At 48.6% G+C, this 19,560-nt stretch carries 17 protein-coding genes; 5 read left to right on the forward strand and 12 right to left on the reverse strand.

Translation table 11 applies throughout. The annotated features are described in order from the left end of the window. Positions 1 to 16: 16 nt before the first annotated feature. Entirely contained in the window at positions 17 to 757 is a 741-nt protein-coding gene (locus tag C7379_RS08305; RefSeq protein ID WP_116616892.1) for a nitroreductase family protein, read from the forward strand. Between the two features lie 359 nt (positions 758 to 1,116). On the opposite strand, the gene kduI is transcribed toward C7379_RS08305, so the two are convergent. The 3 genes from kduI to C7379_RS08320 all read right to left on the reverse strand — a co-directional run bounded on the left by kduI (position 1,117) and on the right by C7379_RS08320 (position 6,196). Further along, a complete protein-coding gene (kduI, locus tag C7379_RS08310) occupies positions 1,117 to 2,085 on the reverse strand; it encodes a 5-dehydro-4-deoxy-D-glucuronate isomerase (RefSeq protein WP_116616893.1) in 969 nt (322 codons plus the stop codon). Positions 2,086 to 2,107: 22 nt separating this feature from the next. Further along, positions 2,108 to 3,499, reverse strand: coding sequence for a PTS galactitol transporter subunit IIC (locus tag C7379_RS08315; RefSeq protein ID WP_116616894.1), 1,392 nt, complete (start codon positions 3,497 to 3,499; stop codon positions 2,108 to 2,110). A gap of 219 nt (positions 3,500 to 3,718) precedes the next feature. After that, positions 3,719 to 6,196, reverse strand: coding sequence for a bifunctional UDP-N-acetylmuramoyl-tripeptide:D-alanyl-D-alanine ligase/alanine racemase (locus C7379_RS08320; RefSeq protein WP_116616895.1), 2,478 nt, complete (start codon positions 6,194 to 6,196; stop codon positions 3,719 to 3,721). A 139-nt stretch (positions 6,197 to 6,335) separates the two neighbouring features. Between C7379_RS08320 and C7379_RS08325 the strand changes: the two genes are divergently transcribed. Continuing rightward, entirely contained in the window at positions 6,336 to 7,043 is a 708-nt protein-coding gene (locus C7379_RS08325; protein WP_165815050.1) for a porin family protein, read from the forward strand. 637 nt (positions 7,044 to 7,680) lie between these two features. On the opposite strand, the gene C7379_RS08335 is transcribed toward C7379_RS08325, so the two are convergent. Together C7379_RS08335 and C7379_RS08340 are read right to left on the reverse strand one after the other, a co-directional pair. Continuing rightward, positions 7,681 to 8,160, reverse strand: a complete 480-nt coding sequence (locus C7379_RS08335) for an S-ribosylhomocysteine lyase (RefSeq protein WP_116616898.1) — start codon at positions 8,158 to 8,160, stop codon at positions 7,681 to 7,683. A 36-nt stretch (positions 8,161 to 8,196) separates the two neighbouring features. Beyond that, a complete protein-coding gene (locus tag C7379_RS08340; protein ID WP_116616899.1) occupies positions 8,197 to 8,895 on the reverse strand; it encodes a 5'-methylthioadenosine/adenosylhomocysteine nucleosidase in 699 nt (232 codons plus the stop codon). A 113-nt stretch (positions 8,896 to 9,008) separates the two neighbouring features. Here C7379_RS08340 and C7379_RS08345 point away from each other — a divergent pair, with 113 nt between their 5' ends. Both C7379_RS08345 and C7379_RS08350 read left to right on the forward strand, forming a co-directional pair. Beyond that, complete coding sequence (locus tag C7379_RS08345) at positions 9,009 to 11,507, forward strand: YfhO family protein (RefSeq protein ID WP_116616900.1); 2,499 nt, start codon at positions 9,009 to 9,011, stop codon at positions 11,505 to 11,507. A 60-nt stretch (positions 11,508 to 11,567) separates the two neighbouring features. Beyond that, complete coding sequence (locus C7379_RS08350; protein WP_116616901.1) at positions 11,568 to 12,410, forward strand: GSCFA domain-containing protein; 843 nt, start codon at positions 11,568 to 11,570, stop codon at positions 12,408 to 12,410. Positions 12,411 to 12,535: 125 nt separating this feature from the next. On the opposite strand, the gene typA is transcribed toward C7379_RS08350, so the two are convergent. After that, the gene (gene typA, locus C7379_RS08355) at positions 12,536 to 14,338 is read right to left on the reverse strand and encodes a translational GTPase TypA (protein ID WP_116616902.1); all 1,803 of its coding nucleotides are present in this window, start codon (positions 14,336 to 14,338) and stop codon (positions 12,536 to 12,538) included. A 205-nt stretch (positions 14,339 to 14,543) separates the two neighbouring features. On the opposite strand from typA, the gene rpsO reads away from it, so the two are divergent. After that, entirely contained in the window at positions 14,544 to 14,813 is a 270-nt protein-coding gene (gene rpsO, locus C7379_RS08360; RefSeq protein WP_036894350.1) for a 30S ribosomal protein S15, read from the forward strand. A 152-nt stretch (positions 14,814 to 14,965) separates the two neighbouring features. Here rpsO and folK read toward each other — a convergent pair whose 3' ends face one another. The 6 genes from folK to C7379_RS08390 are packed head-to-tail and all read right to left on the reverse strand — an operon-like array spanning position 14,966 to position 19,423. Then, positions 14,966 to 15,397, reverse strand: a complete 432-nt coding sequence (gene folK, locus C7379_RS08365; RefSeq protein ID WP_116616903.1) for a 2-amino-4-hydroxy-6-hydroxymethyldihydropteridine diphosphokinase — start codon at positions 15,395 to 15,397, stop codon at positions 14,966 to 14,968. A 24-nt stretch (positions 15,398 to 15,421) separates the two neighbouring features. Beyond that, positions 15,422 to 16,612, reverse strand: coding sequence for a tRNA preQ1(34) S-adenosylmethionine ribosyltransferase-isomerase QueA (queA, locus tag C7379_RS08370; RefSeq protein ID WP_116616904.1), 1,191 nt, complete (start codon positions 16,610 to 16,612; stop codon positions 15,422 to 15,424). A gap of 51 nt (positions 16,613 to 16,663) precedes the next feature. Then, positions 16,664 to 17,359: a tRNA pseudouridine(55) synthase TruB gene (gene truB, locus C7379_RS08375; RefSeq protein ID WP_116616925.1), complete on the reverse strand. Its 696-nt coding sequence runs from the start codon at positions 17,357 to 17,359 to the stop codon at positions 16,664 to 16,666. A 5-nt stretch (positions 17,360 to 17,364) separates the two neighbouring features. Then, on the reverse strand, positions 17,365 to 18,195 hold the full coding sequence (locus C7379_RS08380) for an undecaprenyl-diphosphate phosphatase (RefSeq protein WP_116616905.1): 831 nt from the start codon (positions 18,193 to 18,195) through the stop codon (positions 17,365 to 17,367). A gap of 12 nt (positions 18,196 to 18,207) precedes the next feature. Next, entirely contained in the window at positions 18,208 to 18,507 is a 300-nt protein-coding gene (locus tag C7379_RS08385) for a DUF3098 domain-containing protein (protein WP_116616906.1), read from the reverse strand. A gap of 34 nt (positions 18,508 to 18,541) precedes the next feature. Continuing rightward, on the reverse strand, positions 18,542 to 19,423 hold the full coding sequence (locus C7379_RS08390; RefSeq protein ID WP_116616907.1) for a cell division protein FtsX: 882 nt from the start codon (positions 19,421 to 19,423) through the stop codon (positions 18,542 to 18,544). Positions 19,424 to 19,560 lie beyond the last annotated feature (137 nt).

Genomic DNA, 19,560 nt, shown 5'->3' on the forward strand with positions numbered 1-19,560 from the left:
ACTAAAACTTTCCAAAATGAAAAACTTAAAAGAGCGTAGAACCATTCGCAAATATTCTAAAAGGGAAATTCCTGACACGTTGCTCCACGAAATGTTAACACTTTCTGAGCGCACTCCCACTATGGGCAATCTCCAACTTTACAGCGTAGTGATAACCCGAGACAGCAAGATGAAAGAGAAATTATCACCTGCTCACTTCAACCAGCCCATGGTAAAAGCTGCACCCGTAATACTCACTTTCTGTGCCGATTTCAACCGAACCACTCGCTGGGCCAATGAAAGAAAAGCGCAACCAGGTTATAATAATTTTCTGAGCTTTATGAACGCGGCCACCGACGCCTTGTTATATTGCCAAACATTCTGCAATATAGCCGAAGAGAAAGGACTTGGCACATGTTTTCTTGGCACTACCGTCTACATGCCACAAATGATCATTGACACTTTACAACTACCCAAATTAGTATTTCCCGTGGCCACAATCACATTAGGTTGGCCTGACGAAATGCCATCATTAACAGATCGATTGCCTTTGGAAAGCATCATTCACCATGAAAAATACAAAGATTATTCTCTTGAAAAAATCAACGATTACTACGCCGAAAAAGAGTCGCTCGAGGAGAATAAAAATTTCGTCGCAATCAATCATAAAGAGACATTGGCGCAGGTTTACACCGACATGCGATATACTAAAAAAGATAACGAAGCCATGTCAGAGACCTTTATAAGCACCCTTAAAAGCCAAGGTTTCTTACCTTAAGAGAAAAAACGTCTCTAAAAAAATTATCTCCAATTTTACATTGCTTATAAAAAAATCACCTCACCCGTATTCATTTCGTACGGCAAGGAAATTTACTTGCAAGCCAAAGCTACGTTATAAACAAATTTTTTAAACAATACCAGCCAGTTATTCAACTGCGATTGGTTTGTATTATGGAGCTAACAGCTTCATTCATATCCATCCTACGAAGCATCTTAGCCTTCCCCATCTCCATCCAGTGTGCATGGTCTAAATAGTTCATCGTGGTCGCCAAGCATGGCAAACCACAGATGAACCATCAGAAGTTGGGCATTTCTTTATTTGTTTAGCAGAGATTTTTAAGCATTATTCTTCTTGTTTTATTGCAAATCAGGAATGGCAACTACTTGCATATCCGTGTAAACAAGATTCTCACCGCACATGCCCCAAATAAAAGTATAATTGGAAGTTCCGGCTGCGCAATGTATGCTCCATTGCGGAGAGATAACCGCCTGCTCGTTATTGATCCACATCGGACGCGTCTCTTGCGGCTCACCCATCACATGAAGAATTTTTTGTCCCTTAGGCACCTTGTAATACAGGTAAGCTTCCATACGACGAGTGTGCGTGTGCGCGGGCATGGTGTTCCACACTGAGCCTTCTTTAAGTTCAGTAACACCCATTTGCAACTGGCATGTACGAACACCCGCAACGCCATCAATGATGAGTTGGTGTATCACGCGATCGTTGCTTTCTTTCAAGCTACCGGCTTTGATATTATTGGCATCTCTCAGCGTCACCTTTTTCGTGGGGTAAGTGGTGTGTGCGGTTGCCGAGTTCATATAAAACTTGGCAGGCTCAGCCACGTTCTTGCTTGCCACAACAATGTCCTTGGCACCACGGCCAATGTACAGGGCCTCTTGGAAACCAAGGTCATACCGTTTTCCGTCCACGGTAACCGTACCATCACCCCCAATATTAATGATACCAAGCTCGCGGTTATCCAAAAGCGTGCGCCCGCTTGTTCCTTTGCTAATGTCCACGTAGAGCGGTTCTATCGACACCAACTTAAGTGGCGTTGCCATAGGCTGCGCTCCACCAATGAGGAAACGGTCATAGAATGTATAAGTCCAGTTCACCTCTCCCGGCGCAAAGACTTTCTCAACGAGGTATTCCTTTCGCAAGCGATCCGTAGTGTAGTGTTTAGCATCCTCTGGACCAGTGGCCCAACGCACATTATAATTCGTGTACGCGTTCTCGGCCTTCACTTCATAACCCTTAGAACAGCACTGTGCCATGCCGTAGCTGGCAACCAAACAAAAAGCGATTGTAAATAGTGTCTTCTTCATTATTTTACAGATTAGTGATTAATTATTTATTCATGGAAGCCAACGCCTCTGCCGCAGTCTTTTCATCCTTGATGATAAGACGACGGTTCCAAAGCATCATACATACCATTATGATTACCAAGATTGCCGCCCCTATAAATTTAGCGTATTTTGTAGCGGCATAAATAACATACCCAAAGAGCGAGCTGGCAAAATCCATGCTACCGGCCATAAAGCCCTCGGGCACATGGGCGGCTTGGTCACCAGTGGCGGCGTATACCGCGGCGGCAGCCTTGGTAAAGTCGGGCGCCATGTCGGTCACAAACCAAAGCCCCACAAGCAGAGCCACCAAACCTATGATATACGTGCGCACAACATTGCCCTTGGTGTAAGGCAGCATGATTGGGAAGATATAGAACAAACCAGCCAATGAGGCCAAAGGCAAGAACTGATTACCCGGCAGAACCACCGAGATAGCGAGATAGGTAGGGATGAGCAACAGCGTACACACCAAGGAGGTGGGATGACCAATCACCAACGCAGGGCTCATGCCGATAAACACTTGCTTGCCATGGAAGCGCTTGTTAACGATTTCCTTGGTTTTCTCGGATATTGGCATCAAGCCATCGATAAACAGTTTTGTGATGCGTGGTATCAATTCCATCACCGCTCCCATCGTAACGCCCAAGAAAAGTATCTTTTTAACCTCCATCTGGGCCACCAAACCGATGAGCGCCCCAACGATAACTCCAAGTACCAACGGTTCCCCGAGCACTCCAAATTTCTTTTTAAGGCCCTCCGCGTCAATATCCAATTTGTTAAAACCGGGTATTTTTTCCAACACCCAGTCCATGCAGAGCGTGAAAGGAACAAAACTTTGGCAGAATGGCTGTGGCACTGATATGCCATCCAAACCCTCATAGTAGCCTTGGAATTTGGAAGCTGTCAAGTCGGCCATCACCAGTGTGATGATGTAGCAAACTATAGCCGCAAAATACCCCCAAGCCAAACTTTGGTCAAACACAAAGTACACCACGGCTCCAATAAAAGCAAAGTGCCAATAGTTCCACAGGTCTATGTTGACCGTACGCGTGGTTTTGGTAATGAGCATCAGGAAGTTCACGCCCAAGCATATAGGGATAATCAGCGCGCCAACAGCAGTGTTGTAGGCCACCGACGCGGCCGCGGGCCATCCCATGTCAAACACGTTCAGCTCAAGATGGTATATTTGCGATATAAGCGTGAGCGGATCTCCAAAATTTGACGTTAGAAGAGCCGTCACTATACCCAAGCCGACAAAGCCGACACCTACATATAGGCCCGACTTTAACGCCTTGCCAAACTTCATGCCAATGCATAATCCGATAATCGTGAAGATTATAGGCATCATCACACTTGCTCCCAAGCTGATGATATAACTAAAAACATTTTCCATAAATTATTTTAATAGATTGTATTTTAAAAGCTAAACGCAAATTTACAAAATAAAATCGTAAATCTGCGCCTTTAAAGTAACTATTTGCATGTATACATGTTTCGAACCCTAAAAATAAACAAAAACAGCGTTCCACGCAAGAGGTTATCTCTGTTCCGCTATAACAAACATGCACGTTGCCATATAATTTTAGGGCAGAGGAAATATTTTCTCGAAACCTCAATCTTGGAAGTAAACGCGCTTCACCCTATTGCTTATTCCCGTGAGCACCTCGTAGGGAATGGTGCCCAAAATGTCGCTTAGCACCGTTACGGGCAGGTGGTCTCCGAATATCTCCACGCTGTCTCCCTCGGCGCACGCGATGCCGGTCACGTCCACCATAGCCACGTCCATGCAGATATTGCCCACGTACTCAGCCTTTTGGCCGTTCACCAAGCAGTAGCCTCGACGATTGCCCAACCGCCTATTCAGCCCGTCGGCATAACCTATAGGTATGGCAGCGATAACGCTGTCGCGTTCCAGCGTTCCCTTACGGCTGTACCCAACGGTCTGGCTCGCGGGCACGTGCCGTAGCTGTAAGATGGTGGTCTTAAGCGTGGACACGTTGTTGATGATGGTGTTGGTGCGGCTATCCACGCCATAAAGGCCTATGCCCAAACGGCACATGTCCAACTGTCTGTCAGGAAAATGCTCTATGCCAGCCGAATTGTCCATATGCCGCAGTATCTTGTGCTCAAACGCTTCTTGCAGCCGTTGGCTCGCCTTGTCGAAACGAGCAAATTGCTCTGCCGAGAAATTGTCAAAGTCATTGCTATCCGAACCGACAAAATGCGAGAACACCGACCGCGGTATCACGGCGTCTTGGTGTTTCAGGCGGTCTATTAACTCATCCATGTCGCGCTCTGGGTTGAAGCCCAATCGGTTCATACCGGTGTCTATCTTGATGTGCACGGGATAACCCGTGATGCCTTCTTTCTCCGCGGCCTTGACCAGGGCAGAGAGCAATCGGAACGAGTACACCTCTGGTTCCAAGTCGTTGTCAAACATGGTTTTGAAAGCGGAGAACTCCGGGTTCATGATGATGATGCTGTTCGTGATGCCCTTGCCGCGCAACATGGCGCCCTCATCGGCCACGGCCACGGCCAAATAGTCCACCCTGTGGTCTTGCAACGTCTTGGCTATCTCCACGCTGCCGGCGCCGTAAGCGTTGGCCTTAATCATGCATACCATCTTGGTCTCGGGTCTCAAGAACGACCGATAGTGGTTCAGGTTGTCCACCATGGCGTTCAGGTTCACCTCCAACACCGTCTCATGCACTTTCTGTACAAGCAGTTCTGTTATCTTGTCGAAGCCAAATTGGCGAGCGCCCTTGAGCAATATCACCTCGTCGCGCAGATTTTTAAACTCCTTACTATGGATAAAATCCTCCACCGTGGCAAAACCATATTTCTCTGGCGTGCGAGCGCGCGCGGCGTATCTCGATATCGTTGGGCCTATGCCTATGAGCTTGTGCACGCCGCGCTTCACGGCCAAGTCGCCCACATTCTCGTACAGTTTCTCAGGCTCCTCGCCACTTTGAAAAATATCGCTCAATATCAGCGTGCGCGACCTGCCCTTGTGATCGGGGCGGCGATTCATGAAGTCGAGGGCTATGCCAAGGGCGTTGATGTCCGAGTTGTACGAGTCGTTGATGAGCGTGCAACCGTGCCTTCCCTCTTTCACTTCCAATCGCATGGCCACGGGCTCGAGCCGCGACATGCGCTCTTTGAGCGCGTCGACGCCAAGGCCGAGCCGCAAAGCCACAGCCGCGCACACGATGGAGTTGGTCACAGAGGCTTCGTCGATAAAAGGTATGCTGTACTTGTTTTCCTCGCCACCTTTATATATATAGGTCACGGTGGTGGCGTTGCCCTCTTTCGCAATGCTTTTGACGTACATGGAAACGCTATTGTCGCGCGTTGACCAGCAAAGTTTCTCGCCAGTATAGGCAAGTTCGCCCACCACCTCGCTTATCATCCGGTCGTCAGCGTTGTAAACGATGGTATCGGCATCGTGGAACAGCAACACCTTCTCGCGGCACTTGGCCTCCATCGACTCGAAGTTTTCCTGATGGGCCGCGCCAATGTTCGTAAGCACGGCTATCGTGGGCTGGATAATGTCTCGCAAGGCCGCCATCTCGCCTTTTTGGCTGATGCCTGCCTCAAAGATGCCCAAGCGCGTGCGCTCATTCATCAGCCACACCGACAGTGGCACGCCTATCTGCGAGTTGTAGCTGCGCGGGCTGCGGGTGACATACATGTCGGGCGACATGAGCTGATGGAGCCATTCTTTCACCATCGTTTTGCCATTGGACCCCGTGATGCCCACGATGGGTATGTCAAATGCGTCACGATGGCGCTCCGCCAAGCGCTGCAACGCTTCGAGCGCGCTCACCACCCTCAAGAAATTGGCGGCGGGATAATCAGCGGCGTAGTTGGCTGGAACGTCTGTCACCACAAAATTTCTCACTCCCCGGCGATACAACTCGGGTATGTAACGATGGCCGTCGTTGCGCCTCGACTTCAAGGCGAAGAACAGAGTCTCCTCCGGAAAGCAGAGCGACCGACTGTCGGTGAGCAGAAAACCTATTTTTGACTCATGGCAGCCATAGCGGCGAGCGCCTATCAAGGTGGCTGTCTTTTCAATGGTATATGTCATTGTCTCTATATGAAAACCTACTGCAAAGTTAATAAAAAGATAAACACCAACAAACAAAATACATCTAATCGGATAATAATAATTGGCGAACAGCGTTTTTTAGAAAACAACAAAGGCATTTCTTGCCCATCCAATGACAATGAAAAAACTCTTTTTTACCCTTGCCATCACCAGCGCAGTCGTGGCATCGCGCGCCCAAAGCGAAGTAAGGACCCTGTCCATCACGCCAAGAGTGGGCACCATTTTTTCCAACATCTCAAACGAATCGATGGGCTTGGGACTTCCTGGCAACTTAAGCAAAGGCAAAACCAAGGTGGGCCTTTGGGCCGGAGCTGACGCGCGCTACCAAGCCACCGCAACCTTGGCTTTCTCCGTCGGCGCATACTATGAGCGCATGGGCTGCCGATACGACGACACCGACCTGACACAAGCTACAGCCGGTAAGCACATCGCTTTTAAGAACAACTACTTCCACTTGAACTATCTCGGCATGCCTGTTATGGCTCATCTCTACGTGGCCAAGGGCTTGGCCATCAACGTTGGCGCGCGAGTGGCTTTCTTGTTAAGCAACACCATGCACTCTGAGGAGACCTCGGTAACCATTGGCGAGGATGGAAGCTACACCTACGCAAGGAATGTGGACGTGATGAACGCGGAGAACAAATTTGTAGAAAAAACAGACATAAGCGTTCCGATAGGTGTCTCTTACGAGCGTCAAAACGTGGTGTTGGACGCGCGATACTCGTTCGGGCTAACCAATCTGTACAAAGGATCGCTTGACAAAAAATGCAAAAACAGGGGCGTGACAGTATCCGTTGGCTACAAATTCGACTTGACGAATTTGTAACCCACCATCTATCAAAGCGGACAAGACCACGCCAACGCTTAACGCTTGATCCATGCCGCCCCAAACGCAAACACATGGACACGCCACGAAAGACGCCGCATATTCAAGAAAAAATACCAAAAAAAGTTACTTGCAAAACGCTTGTTTTAGAATGTTTTTAGCAGAGAACCATAGCCCTCAAGCGCCAAACGCGGACGATTTGCCCATGCGTCACCATGCGTTAGGTATCTAATGGCGTGGCGTATAGGCTCGAAACGCGACATGAACAAGGCTTAAACGGAGCGTGATTAGAGCCTAATCGGAACGCGAATAGGCCTTAAACGCGAAGGCGAAGCTGTATTCTCCGTGCGCGTTTTCTGCCGTATCTCCACAACAATCTGTTTTATAGCCGATTAAGAAACACGGCCCATTTTGGCGATATTTGGAGCAATCTACTTATAATTTTCAAATATGGCTAAAATAAAGGGGCGTTTGTACTTTTTTTTCAAAACGTTGAAATTACCCGCCAACGCTTGCGAAAGAGCGCGCGCGACCACCGCGCGGCAACAATCGGCAAGGGCAAAGGCACGCCATCGCCCTTCACAAGCTAACACATTCAGCGCCACCCAGACCAACGGGGCGATACCTGCCGGCCCTGTCACTCTGGATAAACGAGGTTCTCGGGCTTGATGTTCTCGAGCACTTCGGTGAGGAATTTGCGCGACTCCCACTTGGCCATAGGCAGGTCATGGAGCAGGTAGTTACCACAATCGCGAGGCCCGGCGCCAGGTATATCCCCCTCGTAATCGGCCACGAAACGAAACGTGCGTTTCATCAAGTCTACAATATCGCGCGACTCCAAGTCGCCGCGAAGCAACAGATAGTTGCCCGTCAGACACCCCATAGGGCCCCAATAGATGACCCTCTCTTTCCATTCAGGATCGTTTCTGAGGTAGGTTGCGGCCAAATGTTCCATGGCATGGATGGCGCCATTGTGCAACACGGGCTCGCGGTTAGGTTCTTTCATGCGAATGTCAAAAGTGGTGACCACCTCGCCACCAACCTCATCCTTGCGCGAAACATAGATGCCCCGCAAGAGTTTCTCGTGATTTATCGTAAACGATGGAATTTTTTTCATGATAGTATGGTTTAGTTGTTATTATATCCCTAAGATTTACAGGATGGCGCGAAGAAAGGCTTTGGTAACCTCGAAGCTCCCCTCTGCCATGCGGTTCCAGAAGTCAAAATATTGCGCCGCCTTGTCGTCTTTTAGTGGTACGTCGCTGATAACGCGAAATGATATGAACGGCGTTTGGTAGATATGGCATGCCTGCGCGATGGAACAGCTCTCCATGTCTACGGCCAGGGCTTCAGGAAATCGCCCCAGTATGGCGCGCATCTTCTCCTTGTCGTCCACAAACCATTCACCGCTCACGGTCAGGCCAGCCCTCACCCGTACAGCCGATTTGCCGGTGTTAAGCGACAAAGCCTTTTCCACCAACTCCTTGGGCGACTTGTACCGGGCGGGCATACCCATAATTTGGCCATACTCCACCTCGCTGCCACAATAGGCGTCATGATAGACACAGGCCTCGCCCACCACAACGTCGAGCGGATTTAGCTCCACGCTGGCTCCACCAGCGACACCCGTGGAGATGACAAGGTCAGGACGGTAGCCATCTATCATCTCAACGGCACCAATGGCCGAGTTGACTTTTCCGATGCCACATTGCTGCAAGATAACGTCCGCGCCATCCAGTTTGCCAACAACAAAATCCTTGAAACGACGGCGCTCCACATGTGCGTCATCAAGCAATGTCCTAAGTTGCGCGAACTCTTTGTCCATCGCAACGATAATTCCAATTCTATTCATACCGCAAATTTACAAAAAATGAAGCGTTCCTTACTTTTAACGATTAACTTTTAACTATTCAGTAAAAAATATATACCTTTGTGACATCAATAATTAATGCACACACCATACTTATGGAAACCTTGAAAAAATGTCTGCCAGACTTGATGGCAGTGCTCTTGTTTGCCATCATCTCGTTCGCCTATTTCACACCCGCCACGTTTGAGGGGCGCATACTGTACCAGCACGACTCATCGGCGGGCAGGGGCGCTGGGCAAGAAGCCAAGGAATACATGGAACGAACGGGAGAGCGCACCCGATGGACAAACGCCACCTTCAGTGGCATGCCCACATACCAAACATCGCCATCATACAAGAGCACCGACATACTGAACAAGGCCTCCAACCTGTACCACTTGTGGTTGCCCGACTATGTGTGGTACGTGTTCGCGTATCTTTTGGGCTTCTATATCATGTTGAGGGCTTTTGATTTCAGGCAGCATCTGGCGGCGCTTGGCGCCATCGTATGGGCGTTTTCAAGCTATTTCTTCATTATCATTGCAGCCGGACACATTTGGAAAGTATGGGCGTTGGCCTTCTTGCCGCCCATGATAGGCGGCATGGCGCTGGCCTATCGAGGCAAATACTTGTGGGGATTTGTCGTCACGGCAATCTTCGCCGCTTTTGAGGTGAACGCCAACCACGTGCAGATGACATACTATTACCTGTTCGTCATTTTCTTAATGGTCATTGCCTGGCTCGTCATGGCTATCCGACAAGGACAGATGGCGCGTTTTTGGAAAGCGTCCTTGGTGGCCCTGGCAGGCGGATTGATAGGTATATGCCTCAATCTGTCAAACCTTTACCACACGTGGCAATACTCCAAAGAAACCATGCGAGGCAAGAGTGAATTGGTGAAGAAAGACGGGGCCAACCAAACAAGCAGCGGGCTTGATAGAGACTATATCACCCAATGGAGCTATGGCATAGGAGAGACATGGACCCTGTTGGTGCCCAACGTGAAAGGCGGGGCAAGCGTGCCACTGGCGCAAAACGCCAAGGCCATGGAAAAAGCCGATCCCAATTTTATACAGATTTATCAACAGATGGGGCAATACTGGGGTGAGCAACCCGGCACCAGTGGGCCCGTATACGTGGGCGCCTTCGTGCTCATGCTGTTCTTCTTGGCGCTGTTTATCGTCAAGGGTCCCATGAAATGGGCGCTGCTGGCGGCCACTATCATATCCATCACGCTGTCTTGGGGGCGTAACTTCATGTGGCTCACCAATCTCTTTATAGACTACATGCCCATGTACGCCAAATTCAGGACCGTAGCCTCCATACTTGTCATAGCTGAGTTTACGATACCACTATTAGCAATGATGGCACTGAAAAAAATCATCGACAAACCCGAAACACTCGCCCAAAACATGAAGTGGGTATACACGAGTTTTGCCCTTACCGGTGGCGTGGCGTTACTGTTCTATTTGGCGCCAACACTCTTTTTCCCTAACTATATATCGAGCGCGGAGTCCCAAGCCCTGTCGCAGATACCACAAGAATACCTCGTTCCGCTGAAAACAAACTTGGCAACCATGCGCGAGGCCATTTTCAAGGCAGACGCACTACGGTCGTTTGCCATCGTGGCGGTGGGCACCCTGCTGCTGCTACTCTTCAAGGCGAAAAAACTGAACGGCAAGTTATTGGTGAGCTGCATCGCCCTGCTGTGCCTTGTGGACATGTGGCAGGTAAACAAACGCTATCTATACGACGACATGTTCGTGGAAAAGAGCGTACGCGACACGCCACAACCCATGACGGCCACCGACAGGCAAATTTTACGTGACAAGGCGTTGGACTATCGCGTGCTGAACCTTGCGTCGAATACTTTCAACGAGAACGAGACGTCTTATTATCACAAAAGCATCGGCGGTTACCACCCGGCTAAACTGCGCAGATACCAAGAAATGATAGAGGCCTACATCGCACCGGAAATGCAAAAAATAGCGCCCGCCATCACCAATGCGGATGGAGACATGACCAAAGTGGACGGAGACTCCATCTATCCTGTAATCAACATGCTCAACGCCAAATACTTTATACTCGGCCTTCAGAACGGACAGACTGTGCCAATACAGAACCCATACGCGGCAGGAAACGCATGGTTCGTGGACAAACTGACCTACGTGGACAACGCAAACGAGGAAATCGAGACCGTGGGCAAAATCAACCTGAAACACGAGGCCGTGGCCGACAAGGCATTTGAGAGCCAACTCGGGCGAGCCAAGCCACAGCAAGGCACCTCCATTGTCACGCTCAAGGCCTACGAGCCCAACGCCCTTAATTACGAGGTGAACTCCGAAAAAGGAGGCGTGATAGTATTCTCAGAGATATATTATCCCGGCTGGACCGTCACCGTGGACAACCAACCCGCGGAATTGGGACGGGTGAACTACGTGCTGAGAGCCATGAGCGTTAAGCCCGGCAAGCACGAAGTGACAATGAGTTTCCACCCAGCCTCCATACGAAAGACAGAGGCCGTAGCCTACACTTCGTACGGCATATTGTTGCTTCTCATCGCCATTGGGTTGCTCGTGGAATGGAAAAAACGCAAGAAAGGGGCAAAAGCATAGGACCGACAAGGTGGCTCATACGACACAAGAAACCATAACGCGCGTGGAAACACAAAAGAAATGGAGTTTAGGACAAAAGTAGAAATAACACCAAACGAATGGAAAATAGAGCCACGAGAGCGAATGTTGTTCGTAGGTTCGTGTTTTGCCGACAACATGGGCAAGCGTTTTCAGGAGAACAAATTTCGCGCCACGGTGAACCCATACGGCGTGATGTATAATCCGGCGAGCGTTCTACATACCGTGGAGAGACTTTGCGACGAGCGTCTTATGCCCTTCGACCCGAACAAAACAGGCACGGCCGTTTTTACCCTCGGCACCAACCACGTGTACATACTCAAAGAGACGGGAGAAATTGTGGACAATTGTCGCAAGAGGCCTCAATGCCTTTTCGAGGAGCGAACGCTTGGTGTTGGGGAGTGCGAAGACTATCTGCGCAAAGCCATTCGATGCATCCACCAACAGTTTCCGCTTGTGAGATTTGTGTTGACAGTAAGTCCCATACGCTACAAGAAATATGGCTACCACGGCAGTAGGGTGTCAAAAGCCACACTTTTGCTCGCCATAGACAAACTCTTGGATAGTCCTGCCACCCCAAACCATGATGCGGAAACATGGCGTGCGACCTACTTTCCCGCCTACGAAATAGTAGACGACGAATTGCGCGACTACCGTTTCTACGCCCCTGACATGCTCCATCCCACCGAGCAAGCGGTCGACTACATCTATGAGCGCATGGCGGAAACTTTTTTTTCAGAAGCCACTGTCAATTTCATAAAAGCATGGAGACCCATCAAAGACGCGTTGGCGCACAAGCCTTTCAATCCAGACAGCGAAGAGTACCAAGCCTTTTTAAAAGATGCCAAGCGGCGGGAGCAAGAACTGATGAGCCATTACGAATAAACAAACGGGCTTGTCCAGCATGCGCCAGACAAGCCCGAATTAACTAAATTCAAAATAAATGATAATAAAAGTCTGTGTTTATACTTACGAGACGTAAGTGTAAAATCATGGATTTAAATATTCCATCATTCCTTGTTTGAGCGTTTACGCTCCAAGTGGTCGAGTATAATCTTTCGCATACGCATACTCTTAGGCGTCACCTCCACATACTCATCCTCCTTGATATATTCCAAACATTCCTCCAAACTCATCACCACTTTTGGAATGATACGCGCCTTGTCATCCGAACCTGAAGCGCGAACGTTGGTGAGCTGCTTGGCTTTCGTGACATTTACTACAAGGTCATTGTCGTGCACATGCTCTCCAACCACCTGGCCTCCGTAAACCTCCTCGCCCGGGTCTATGAAGAATTTGCCACGATCTTGCAATTTATCTATGGAATAAGCGAACGCCGTTCCTGTCTCCATGGCTACCATAGAACCATTAATACGACGCACTATGTCGCCCTTGTACGGCTGATACTCCTTAAACCGATGGGCCATAATGGCCTCGCCCTGACTGGCTGTAAGCACATTGGTGCGCAAGCCAATGATGCCACGCGAGGGTATGTCAAACGTGATATTGACGCGATCACCCTCTGGATCCATGCTCGTAAGCTCTCCCTTGCGACGTGTCACCATGTCGACCATTTTACTGGAATAGTCTTGCGGCACATTGATATCAAGCTCTTCCACGGGCTCACATCTCACACCATCTATCTCCTTGTAAATCACTTGCGGTTGCCCAACTTGTAACTCAAAGCCCTCGCGGCGCATGGTTTCGACCAATACAGAGAGGTGCAGCACGCCTCGACCACTCACTATCCACTTGTCTGTAGAGTCCTCCATCTGGCTCACTCGCAAGGCCAAGTTTTTCTCCAACTCGTTTTTTAAACGGTCTCCGATTTGACGAGAGGTGCAGTATTTGCCTTCCTTCCCAAAGAAAGGAGAGTCGTTAATCGTAAACAACATACTCATCGTTGGCTCGTCCACGGCTATCGGAGGCAACGCCTCGGGATTTTCATAATCAGCGATAGTGTCACCAATCTCAAAACGTTCCAACCCTACCACGGCGCAAATGTCTCCACTTTCAACCTCTTTTGTGCGTTTGTGTCCTATTCCCTCAAAAGTATGAAGTTCCTTTATCTTGGTCTTTTCGGTTGTTCCATCGCGATGGCAAATAGTAATGTTCATTCCATCTTTAAGCACGCCACGATGTACGCGGCCTACCGCGATACGGCCCGTATAGTTGCTATAGTCAAGAGAAGTGATAAGCATTTGTGGCGTGCCATCAATGTGTTTAGGAGCTGGAATAGACTCCACGATTTTGTCCAAGAGATATTCTATGTTATCAGTTGGTTTCTTCCAATCGTCACTCATCCAGCCATTCTTGGCAGATCCATAAACCACTGGGAAGTCAAGTTGATCTTCGGTAGCGTTCAAATCGCACATTAAATCGAAGACCATCTCGTATACTTGTTCCGGCCTGCAATTGGGTTTATCCACCTTGTTAACCACCACGATGGGCTTAAGACCTATCTGAAGAGCTTTTTGAAGTACGAAACGCGTCTGCGGCATAGGCCCTTCGAAAGCGTCCACAAGAAGCAAACAACCATCAGCCATGTTGAGCACGCGCTCCACCTCACCACCAAAATCAGAGTGGCCCGGCGTGTCGAGTATGTTTATTTTTGTCCCTTTCCAACTGATTGACACATTCTTCGACAGAATGGTTATCCCTCTCTCACGTTCCAAGTCATTGGAATCCAATACCGTGCTGCTGTTATCCTGACCCTCACGGAACAGTTTTCCAGCAAGCATCATTTTATCCACCAAGGTTGTTTTACCATGGTCCACGTGTGCGATAACTGCAATATTACGAATGTCCTGCATTGATTAACCTTAAAAGTACGCTAAATTTACTGCTTGCAAAATTACAAAAAATAAAGGAGAAAGGTGTTGAATACAGATTATTTTTAGTAACTTTGCAACGCATTTTCGGACAATCCGATGCATTCAACGTCGTTAATCGTTGTGATTAAGGCGATTGCTCGACAGAAGAATGTAATGATGCGACAACAATTAATCATTTTATAACATGTATTTAAACAAAGAGAAGAAGACAGAGCTCTTCACCCAATTCGGCAAGTCGGCAACCGACACAGGATCTGCCGAAAGCCAAATTGCGCTTTTCACCTATCGCATCGCTCACCTCACTGAGCATGTCAAGAAGAACCACAAGGATTTTGTCACCACTCGTTCCATCACCAAATTGGTAGGAAAACGTCGCGCTTTGCTCGACTATCTTAAGGATCGTGACATTGAACGCTATCGCGCTATCATCAAGGCGTTGGGTCTTCGCAAGTAAAAGGGCTAAGAGCCAAGCCTGCGTTAGGCGGCAAGCCACTATATGGCAAGAAATATTAATGCCACGTGCTAAGTTTCAGCGCGTGGCATTTTTCATATCCAAAACAAAAGGATAATATTCCAAGCTCTAATATATTAATCCTTGTATCAATATCAAGACAAATCAGGGCAGATTTCTCTTAAAGGTATCATCACGAAATTCCGGTCTTTCATTTTGGGGTGAGGGACAACAAGGTCAGTGTCGTTTATGTGCCAATCGTCATAGAGCAATATATCTATGTCTATTGGCCGATCATGGTACACGCCATCATGACTTTTGGTGGAACGCCCCATCTCACGCTCTATCTCTTGCGTCTCACGCAGCGCCTCGCGTGGCGAAAGTTGGGTTTGGCAGGCCACACAACCATTGAGGAACTTGTTTGGCGAGCTAAATCCCCACGGCTCGGTTTCTATCAAAGAAGATTTTCTTGTCACGCGCCCCACCCGATCGTTTAGCAAGCAGACAGCTTCTTCTATGAGACGCCGCTTGTCGCCAAGGTTAGAGCCTAACCCTAAATACAGAGTGTGCGATGATTTCTCACTCATAACGTACAGCCTTAACAAACATTATTACACGATAAGCAAGCTATCGCCAAAACATCCGAACTTGTAACCGTGCTCCACGGCCAACCTGTAGCATTCCATCACCTGCTCATAGCCACCAAAAGCTGCAGTTGACATCAGCAAGATTGACTCTGGATGGTAGAAGTTGGCAACCATAGAATCGGCCAAACCAAAGTCGTATGACGGGAAAATGAACTTGCTTGTCCAACCATCATATTCCTTCAACAAGCCATCCGTCCCAACCGCAGTCTCGGTCGCTTTTACCACACTGGTACCAACCGCGCACACGCGATGTCCTGCCATCTTAGTCTTATTGACAATATCGCAAGCCTTCTTATCAATAATCATTTGCTCAGAATCCATCTTGTGCTTGGTCAAATCTTCCACCTCTATGGGAGTAAAATTGCCCAATCCGCAATGCAAAGTAATGTATGCGGCATTGATACCCTTTATCTCCATGCGCTTCATCAGCTCCCTGCTGAAGTGCAATCCTGTGGCCGGCGCCGTGACGGCACCCACGTTTTTAGCAAAGACGCATTGGAAATTCTCCGCGTCTTCAGGCAAGGCATGCGAGCGAACGTGCATGTCTTTCATAGCAGGATCAGCTGGACGCCCATTCAATATATACGCCGGCAGGGGCGGCTCGCCCAACGCAAAGAGATCTTTTTTGAACTGCTCATGCGAGCAATCGTAAAGAAAACGAAGCGAACGGCCACGGCTGGTGGTGTTGTCATACACCTCCGCCACCATAGTACCCACCTCGTCGAAGAAGAGTTTGTTGCCAATACGTATCTTGCGAGCAGGCTCCACAAGCACGTCCCAAAGGTGCGTCTCCTCATTCAGCTCGCGTAAGACGAACACTTCTATCTTAGCGTCAGTCTTTTCTTTGGTGCCGTATAGACGCGCGGGGAACACCTTGGTGTCATTTAATATGAAAGTATCATGCTCATCAAAGTAATCGAGTATATTGCGAAAATCAAGATAGTCGCCCTCAATGGGTTTGCCCTTGGCGTCCTTACGATACATTTCTATTTCCCCAGTGGAGCGATGCAACACCATCAACCTCGACTCGTCGCGCCGTGTAACGCGAAAGGAACCTTTCGTTCCATCGTCGTTCGTATACTCACGCTCAAAGCTATGAGGGTAGAGAGCCACCAACTCTTGGGGCAATTTAAATTTGAATTGTGACAGTTTCATATCTATTTTTTCTTTTTGTTTCTACAAGCCTATCAGCCTCACGAGGAGTCGTCAGGGTTTCATCACGCTATCAAGCCATTCGTCAAGACTATCAAAATCTATACAATTTTGCTCGTCGAACTGACCCACGCGCGTCCTTCTAAGCGCCGTGAGATATGCGCCGCTATCCAGTGCGCGCCCCACGTCACGCGCCAAAGCTCTGATATAGGTACCTTTACCACATACCACCTTGATAGACAAACACGCAGTCGAAGCGTCAAAATCAGTCAGTTCTATGCTGTCTATATGCACCTTTTTAGGCGAGAGCACCACTTTTTCGCCTTGCCGTCTGAAGTTATAGGCACGCTTGCCGCCCACCTTTACCGCGCTATACGTGGGAGGTGTCTGCTCGATGTCGCCCACGAAACGCCCCAACACGTCCTCTACCATATCCCGAGTGATGTGCGAGGTGGAAAAAGTTTGATTCACGGGATGCTCCATATCGTAACTCTCGGTAGTGGCCCCGAGTTGCAAGGTGGCAGTATACTCTTTGGTGTGATTTTGCAATTCTTCTATTCGCTTAGTGCATTTTCCAGTGCAAAGCACCAATATGCCTGTCGCCAAAGGGTCGAGCGTGCCAGCGTGTCCTATTTTGAGTCTACGCTCCAACCTATGCGAAATGAGGTATCTCACATGTGCGAGCGCACCAAAACTTGTCATGCGGTAGGGCTTGTCAATAGCAAAAATCTCACCCTCTATAAAGTTCATGCCCATCAATCCACCATCGCTAACGACTGTCCACAAAACAGCAGCACCAAAATGACTCCTCCCACGACTATACGATACCAGCCGAAAGCTTTGAAACCATATTTCGCAAGGAAATTAACAAACCATTTCATAGCTACCATAGCTACCAAGAACGCCACCACACAACCCACCACCAGCATGGTGATATTGTGCGACGTGGCCCACGTTGTATCCTCGCCAAACATCTCCAAAAGGTCGAGCAGTGTGGCGCCGGCCATAGTAGGCACAGCCAAGAAAAAAGAGAACTCGGCCGCATTTTTTCTGGTTAGCTTTTGTTGCATGCCGCCCACGATGGTCGCCATGCTACGACTCACGCCCGGTATGACCGATATACATTGAAAAAGGCCGATTAAAAAAGCGCGACGTGCGGTAACCTTGTGTTCGTCTCTGCCTTGATTAAAGATCTTGTCGCAAAACAACATGAACACGCCTCCCAACACCAACATGACAGCCACTACCTGCACAGAGTCTAAAAGCCAGTCCAACAAGCCACTCTTTTTGGCCGCCAAACCAATAAACACGGCAGGCAAAACACCCACGATGAGCAAGCCATAAAACCGCAATTTTGCAGATACCTCATCAGCATTGCGCATCTGGAAAAAACGTTTCCAGTATAGACACACCACTGACAAAATGGCGCCAAACTGTATAATAAAGGTGAAAGCATGCACGAACGGGTCGCCGGGTTCCACTCCCAACAGATTTTGGGTGATAATCATGTGCCCCGTAGACGACACAGGGAGGAATTCCGTGAGCCCCTCCACGATAGCAATAACAATGGTTTGAAACAGATCCATGCCCTTGGCTTGTTAGTTTTGTATGGCTTTATTTTTCTTCTTCTCTTCGACATCGCCATCCAAGCCAACCTCAACCTCGGCGTCAACGGTGTGCCCGGGCTTGCGGATGACAGCATAGATCATAAAGATAAAACCTATGAAGCACACCACTGGAGCCACCTTGATACGTCTCACGCTGAAGATATCAGGATTGAAAGCCACCTCTGTTGAGGAACCTCCACTCATAAGAACAAACCCGATAACGACAATGGCAAAGCCGATACCCAACAAGACAAAATTGGTACGGCCCAAGGCTAAATTTCTTTTATCCATTATAATATGTATTATTTCTTTATTGATGATACCGCTAAATATTGTACAGTTCGCCGGCCTTCATCTTCAAGAACTTGTTCACTGAGATATTAGCGCACAATGCCGTGATGATAATGCCAAAGAGCACTACCGCCCCCGCGGTAATGGCCATCTCACGCCAAGTGACCACATTGAGTATCTCGGGCTCGTAACGGTACAAGGCATAAATGCCTCCGCCCAAAACGACAATGGCTAACAAGGCGGCCAACAAGCCTGTAAAAACCGCTCTGCGTATGAAAGGCCCCCGTATGAAGCTCCATGAGGCACCCACCAATTTCATGGTATGAATGGAGAAGCGCCGCGCATAAATATCAAGTTTAACGGTGTTATTGATGAGCGTGAAAGACACAAAAGTGAGCAAGATGGCCAGCACAAGCATGCCCAAGCCCATTTTGGCGAGATTTCTGTTCACAGAATCGACAAGGTCTCGCTGATAGTTTATCTCCGACACTTTAGGGTATTTCTTCAGCTCCGCGGCTATCCATGTCAACGAGTCATTATTGGCATAATCGCTCTTCAATGTCAGCTCGATCAACGAAGAGAATGGGTTAACACCATCGGTAAACTCGGCCGGATTTATGCCCATCTCCTTGGTAGCCTCCTTGAGCGACCGCTGCTTGTTTATAAAAACAACATTTTTGATATACGGGCGCATTTCAAGCCGTTTGCACACAGCCTGTGCCTCATTATCCATCATGTCTTGCTCAAGCATCATGGTTACCACCAAATTCTCTTTTACATAAGACGACAAATTACGCCCCGTGAGCGTTGAGAACACAACAAGTCCAAGCAGGATGAGCACCAAGGCGGTGCTGATACAAAGAGTAACGGCCTGCAAGCCTGAATGCCTGCGGGGTTTTCTACGATTTTTTACCATGTACGGATCGGCGTTAACTTACCAACTTTTGCACAAAAGTAACAAAATAATGATAACAAAACAAGTCTTTAACGTGCATTAACCAAATATTGCTAACACAAATGGCTATTATCATGATTTTTTACTAACTTTGTTCA

Source organism: Hallella colorans (genome assembly GCF_003096815.1).
In the GTDB taxonomy this organism is placed as follows: domain Bacteria; phylum Bacteroidota; class Bacteroidia; order Bacteroidales; family Bacteroidaceae; genus Prevotella; species Prevotella colorans.

Coding starts and splice junctions, on each gene's coding strand:
- C7379_RS08305 (WP_116616892.1), top strand. CDS start 17: ATGAAAAACTTAAAAGAGCGTAGAACCATTCGCAAATATTCTAAAAGG.
- kduI (WP_116616893.1), bottom strand. CDS start 2,085: ATGAAGAAGACACTATTTACAATCGCTTTTTGTTTGGTTGCCAGCTAC.
- C7379_RS08315 (WP_116616894.1), bottom strand. CDS start 3,499: ATGGAAAATGTTTTTAGTTATATCATCAGCTTGGGAGCAAGTGTGATG.
- C7379_RS08320 (WP_116616895.1), bottom strand. CDS start 6,196: ATGACATATACCATTGAAAAGACAGCCACCTTGATAGGCGCTCGCCGC.
- C7379_RS08325 (WP_165815050.1), top strand. CDS start 6,336: ATGAAAAAACTCTTTTTTACCCTTGCCATCACCAGCGCAGTCGTGGCA.
- C7379_RS08335 (WP_116616898.1), bottom strand. CDS start 8,160: ATGAAAAAAATTCCATCGTTTACGATAAATCACGAGAAACTCTTGCGG.
- C7379_RS08340 (WP_116616899.1), bottom strand. CDS start 8,895: ATGAATAGAATTGGAATTATCGTTGCGATGGACAAAGAGTTCGCGCAA.
- C7379_RS08345 (WP_116616900.1), top strand. CDS start 9,009: ATGGAAACCTTGAAAAAATGTCTGCCAGACTTGATGGCAGTGCTCTTG.
- C7379_RS08350 (WP_116616901.1), top strand. CDS start 11,568: ATGGAGTTTAGGACAAAAGTAGAAATAACACCAAACGAATGGAAAATA.
- typA (WP_116616902.1), bottom strand. CDS start 14,338: ATGCAGGACATTCGTAATATTGCAGTTATCGCACACGTGGACCATGGT.
- rpsO (WP_036894350.1), top strand. CDS start 14,544: ATGTATTTAAACAAAGAGAAGAAGACAGAGCTCTTCACCCAATTCGGC.
- folK (WP_116616903.1), bottom strand. CDS start 15,397: ATGAGTGAGAAATCATCGCACACTCTGTATTTAGGGTTAGGCTCTAAC.
- queA (WP_116616904.1), bottom strand. CDS start 16,612: ATGAAACTGTCACAATTCAAATTTAAATTGCCCCAAGAGTTGGTGGCT.
- truB (WP_116616925.1), bottom strand. CDS start 17,359: ATGAACTTTATAGAGGGTGAGATTTTTGCTATTGACAAGCCCTACCGC.
- C7379_RS08380 (WP_116616905.1), bottom strand. CDS start 18,195: ATGGATCTGTTTCAAACCATTGTTATTGCTATCGTGGAGGGGCTCACG.
- C7379_RS08385 (WP_116616906.1), bottom strand. CDS start 18,507: ATGGATAAAAGAAATTTAGCCTTGGGCCGTACCAATTTTGTCTTGTTG.
- C7379_RS08390 (WP_116616907.1), bottom strand. CDS start 19,423: ATGGTAAAAAATCGTAGAAAACCCCGCAGGCATTCAGGCTTGCAGGCC.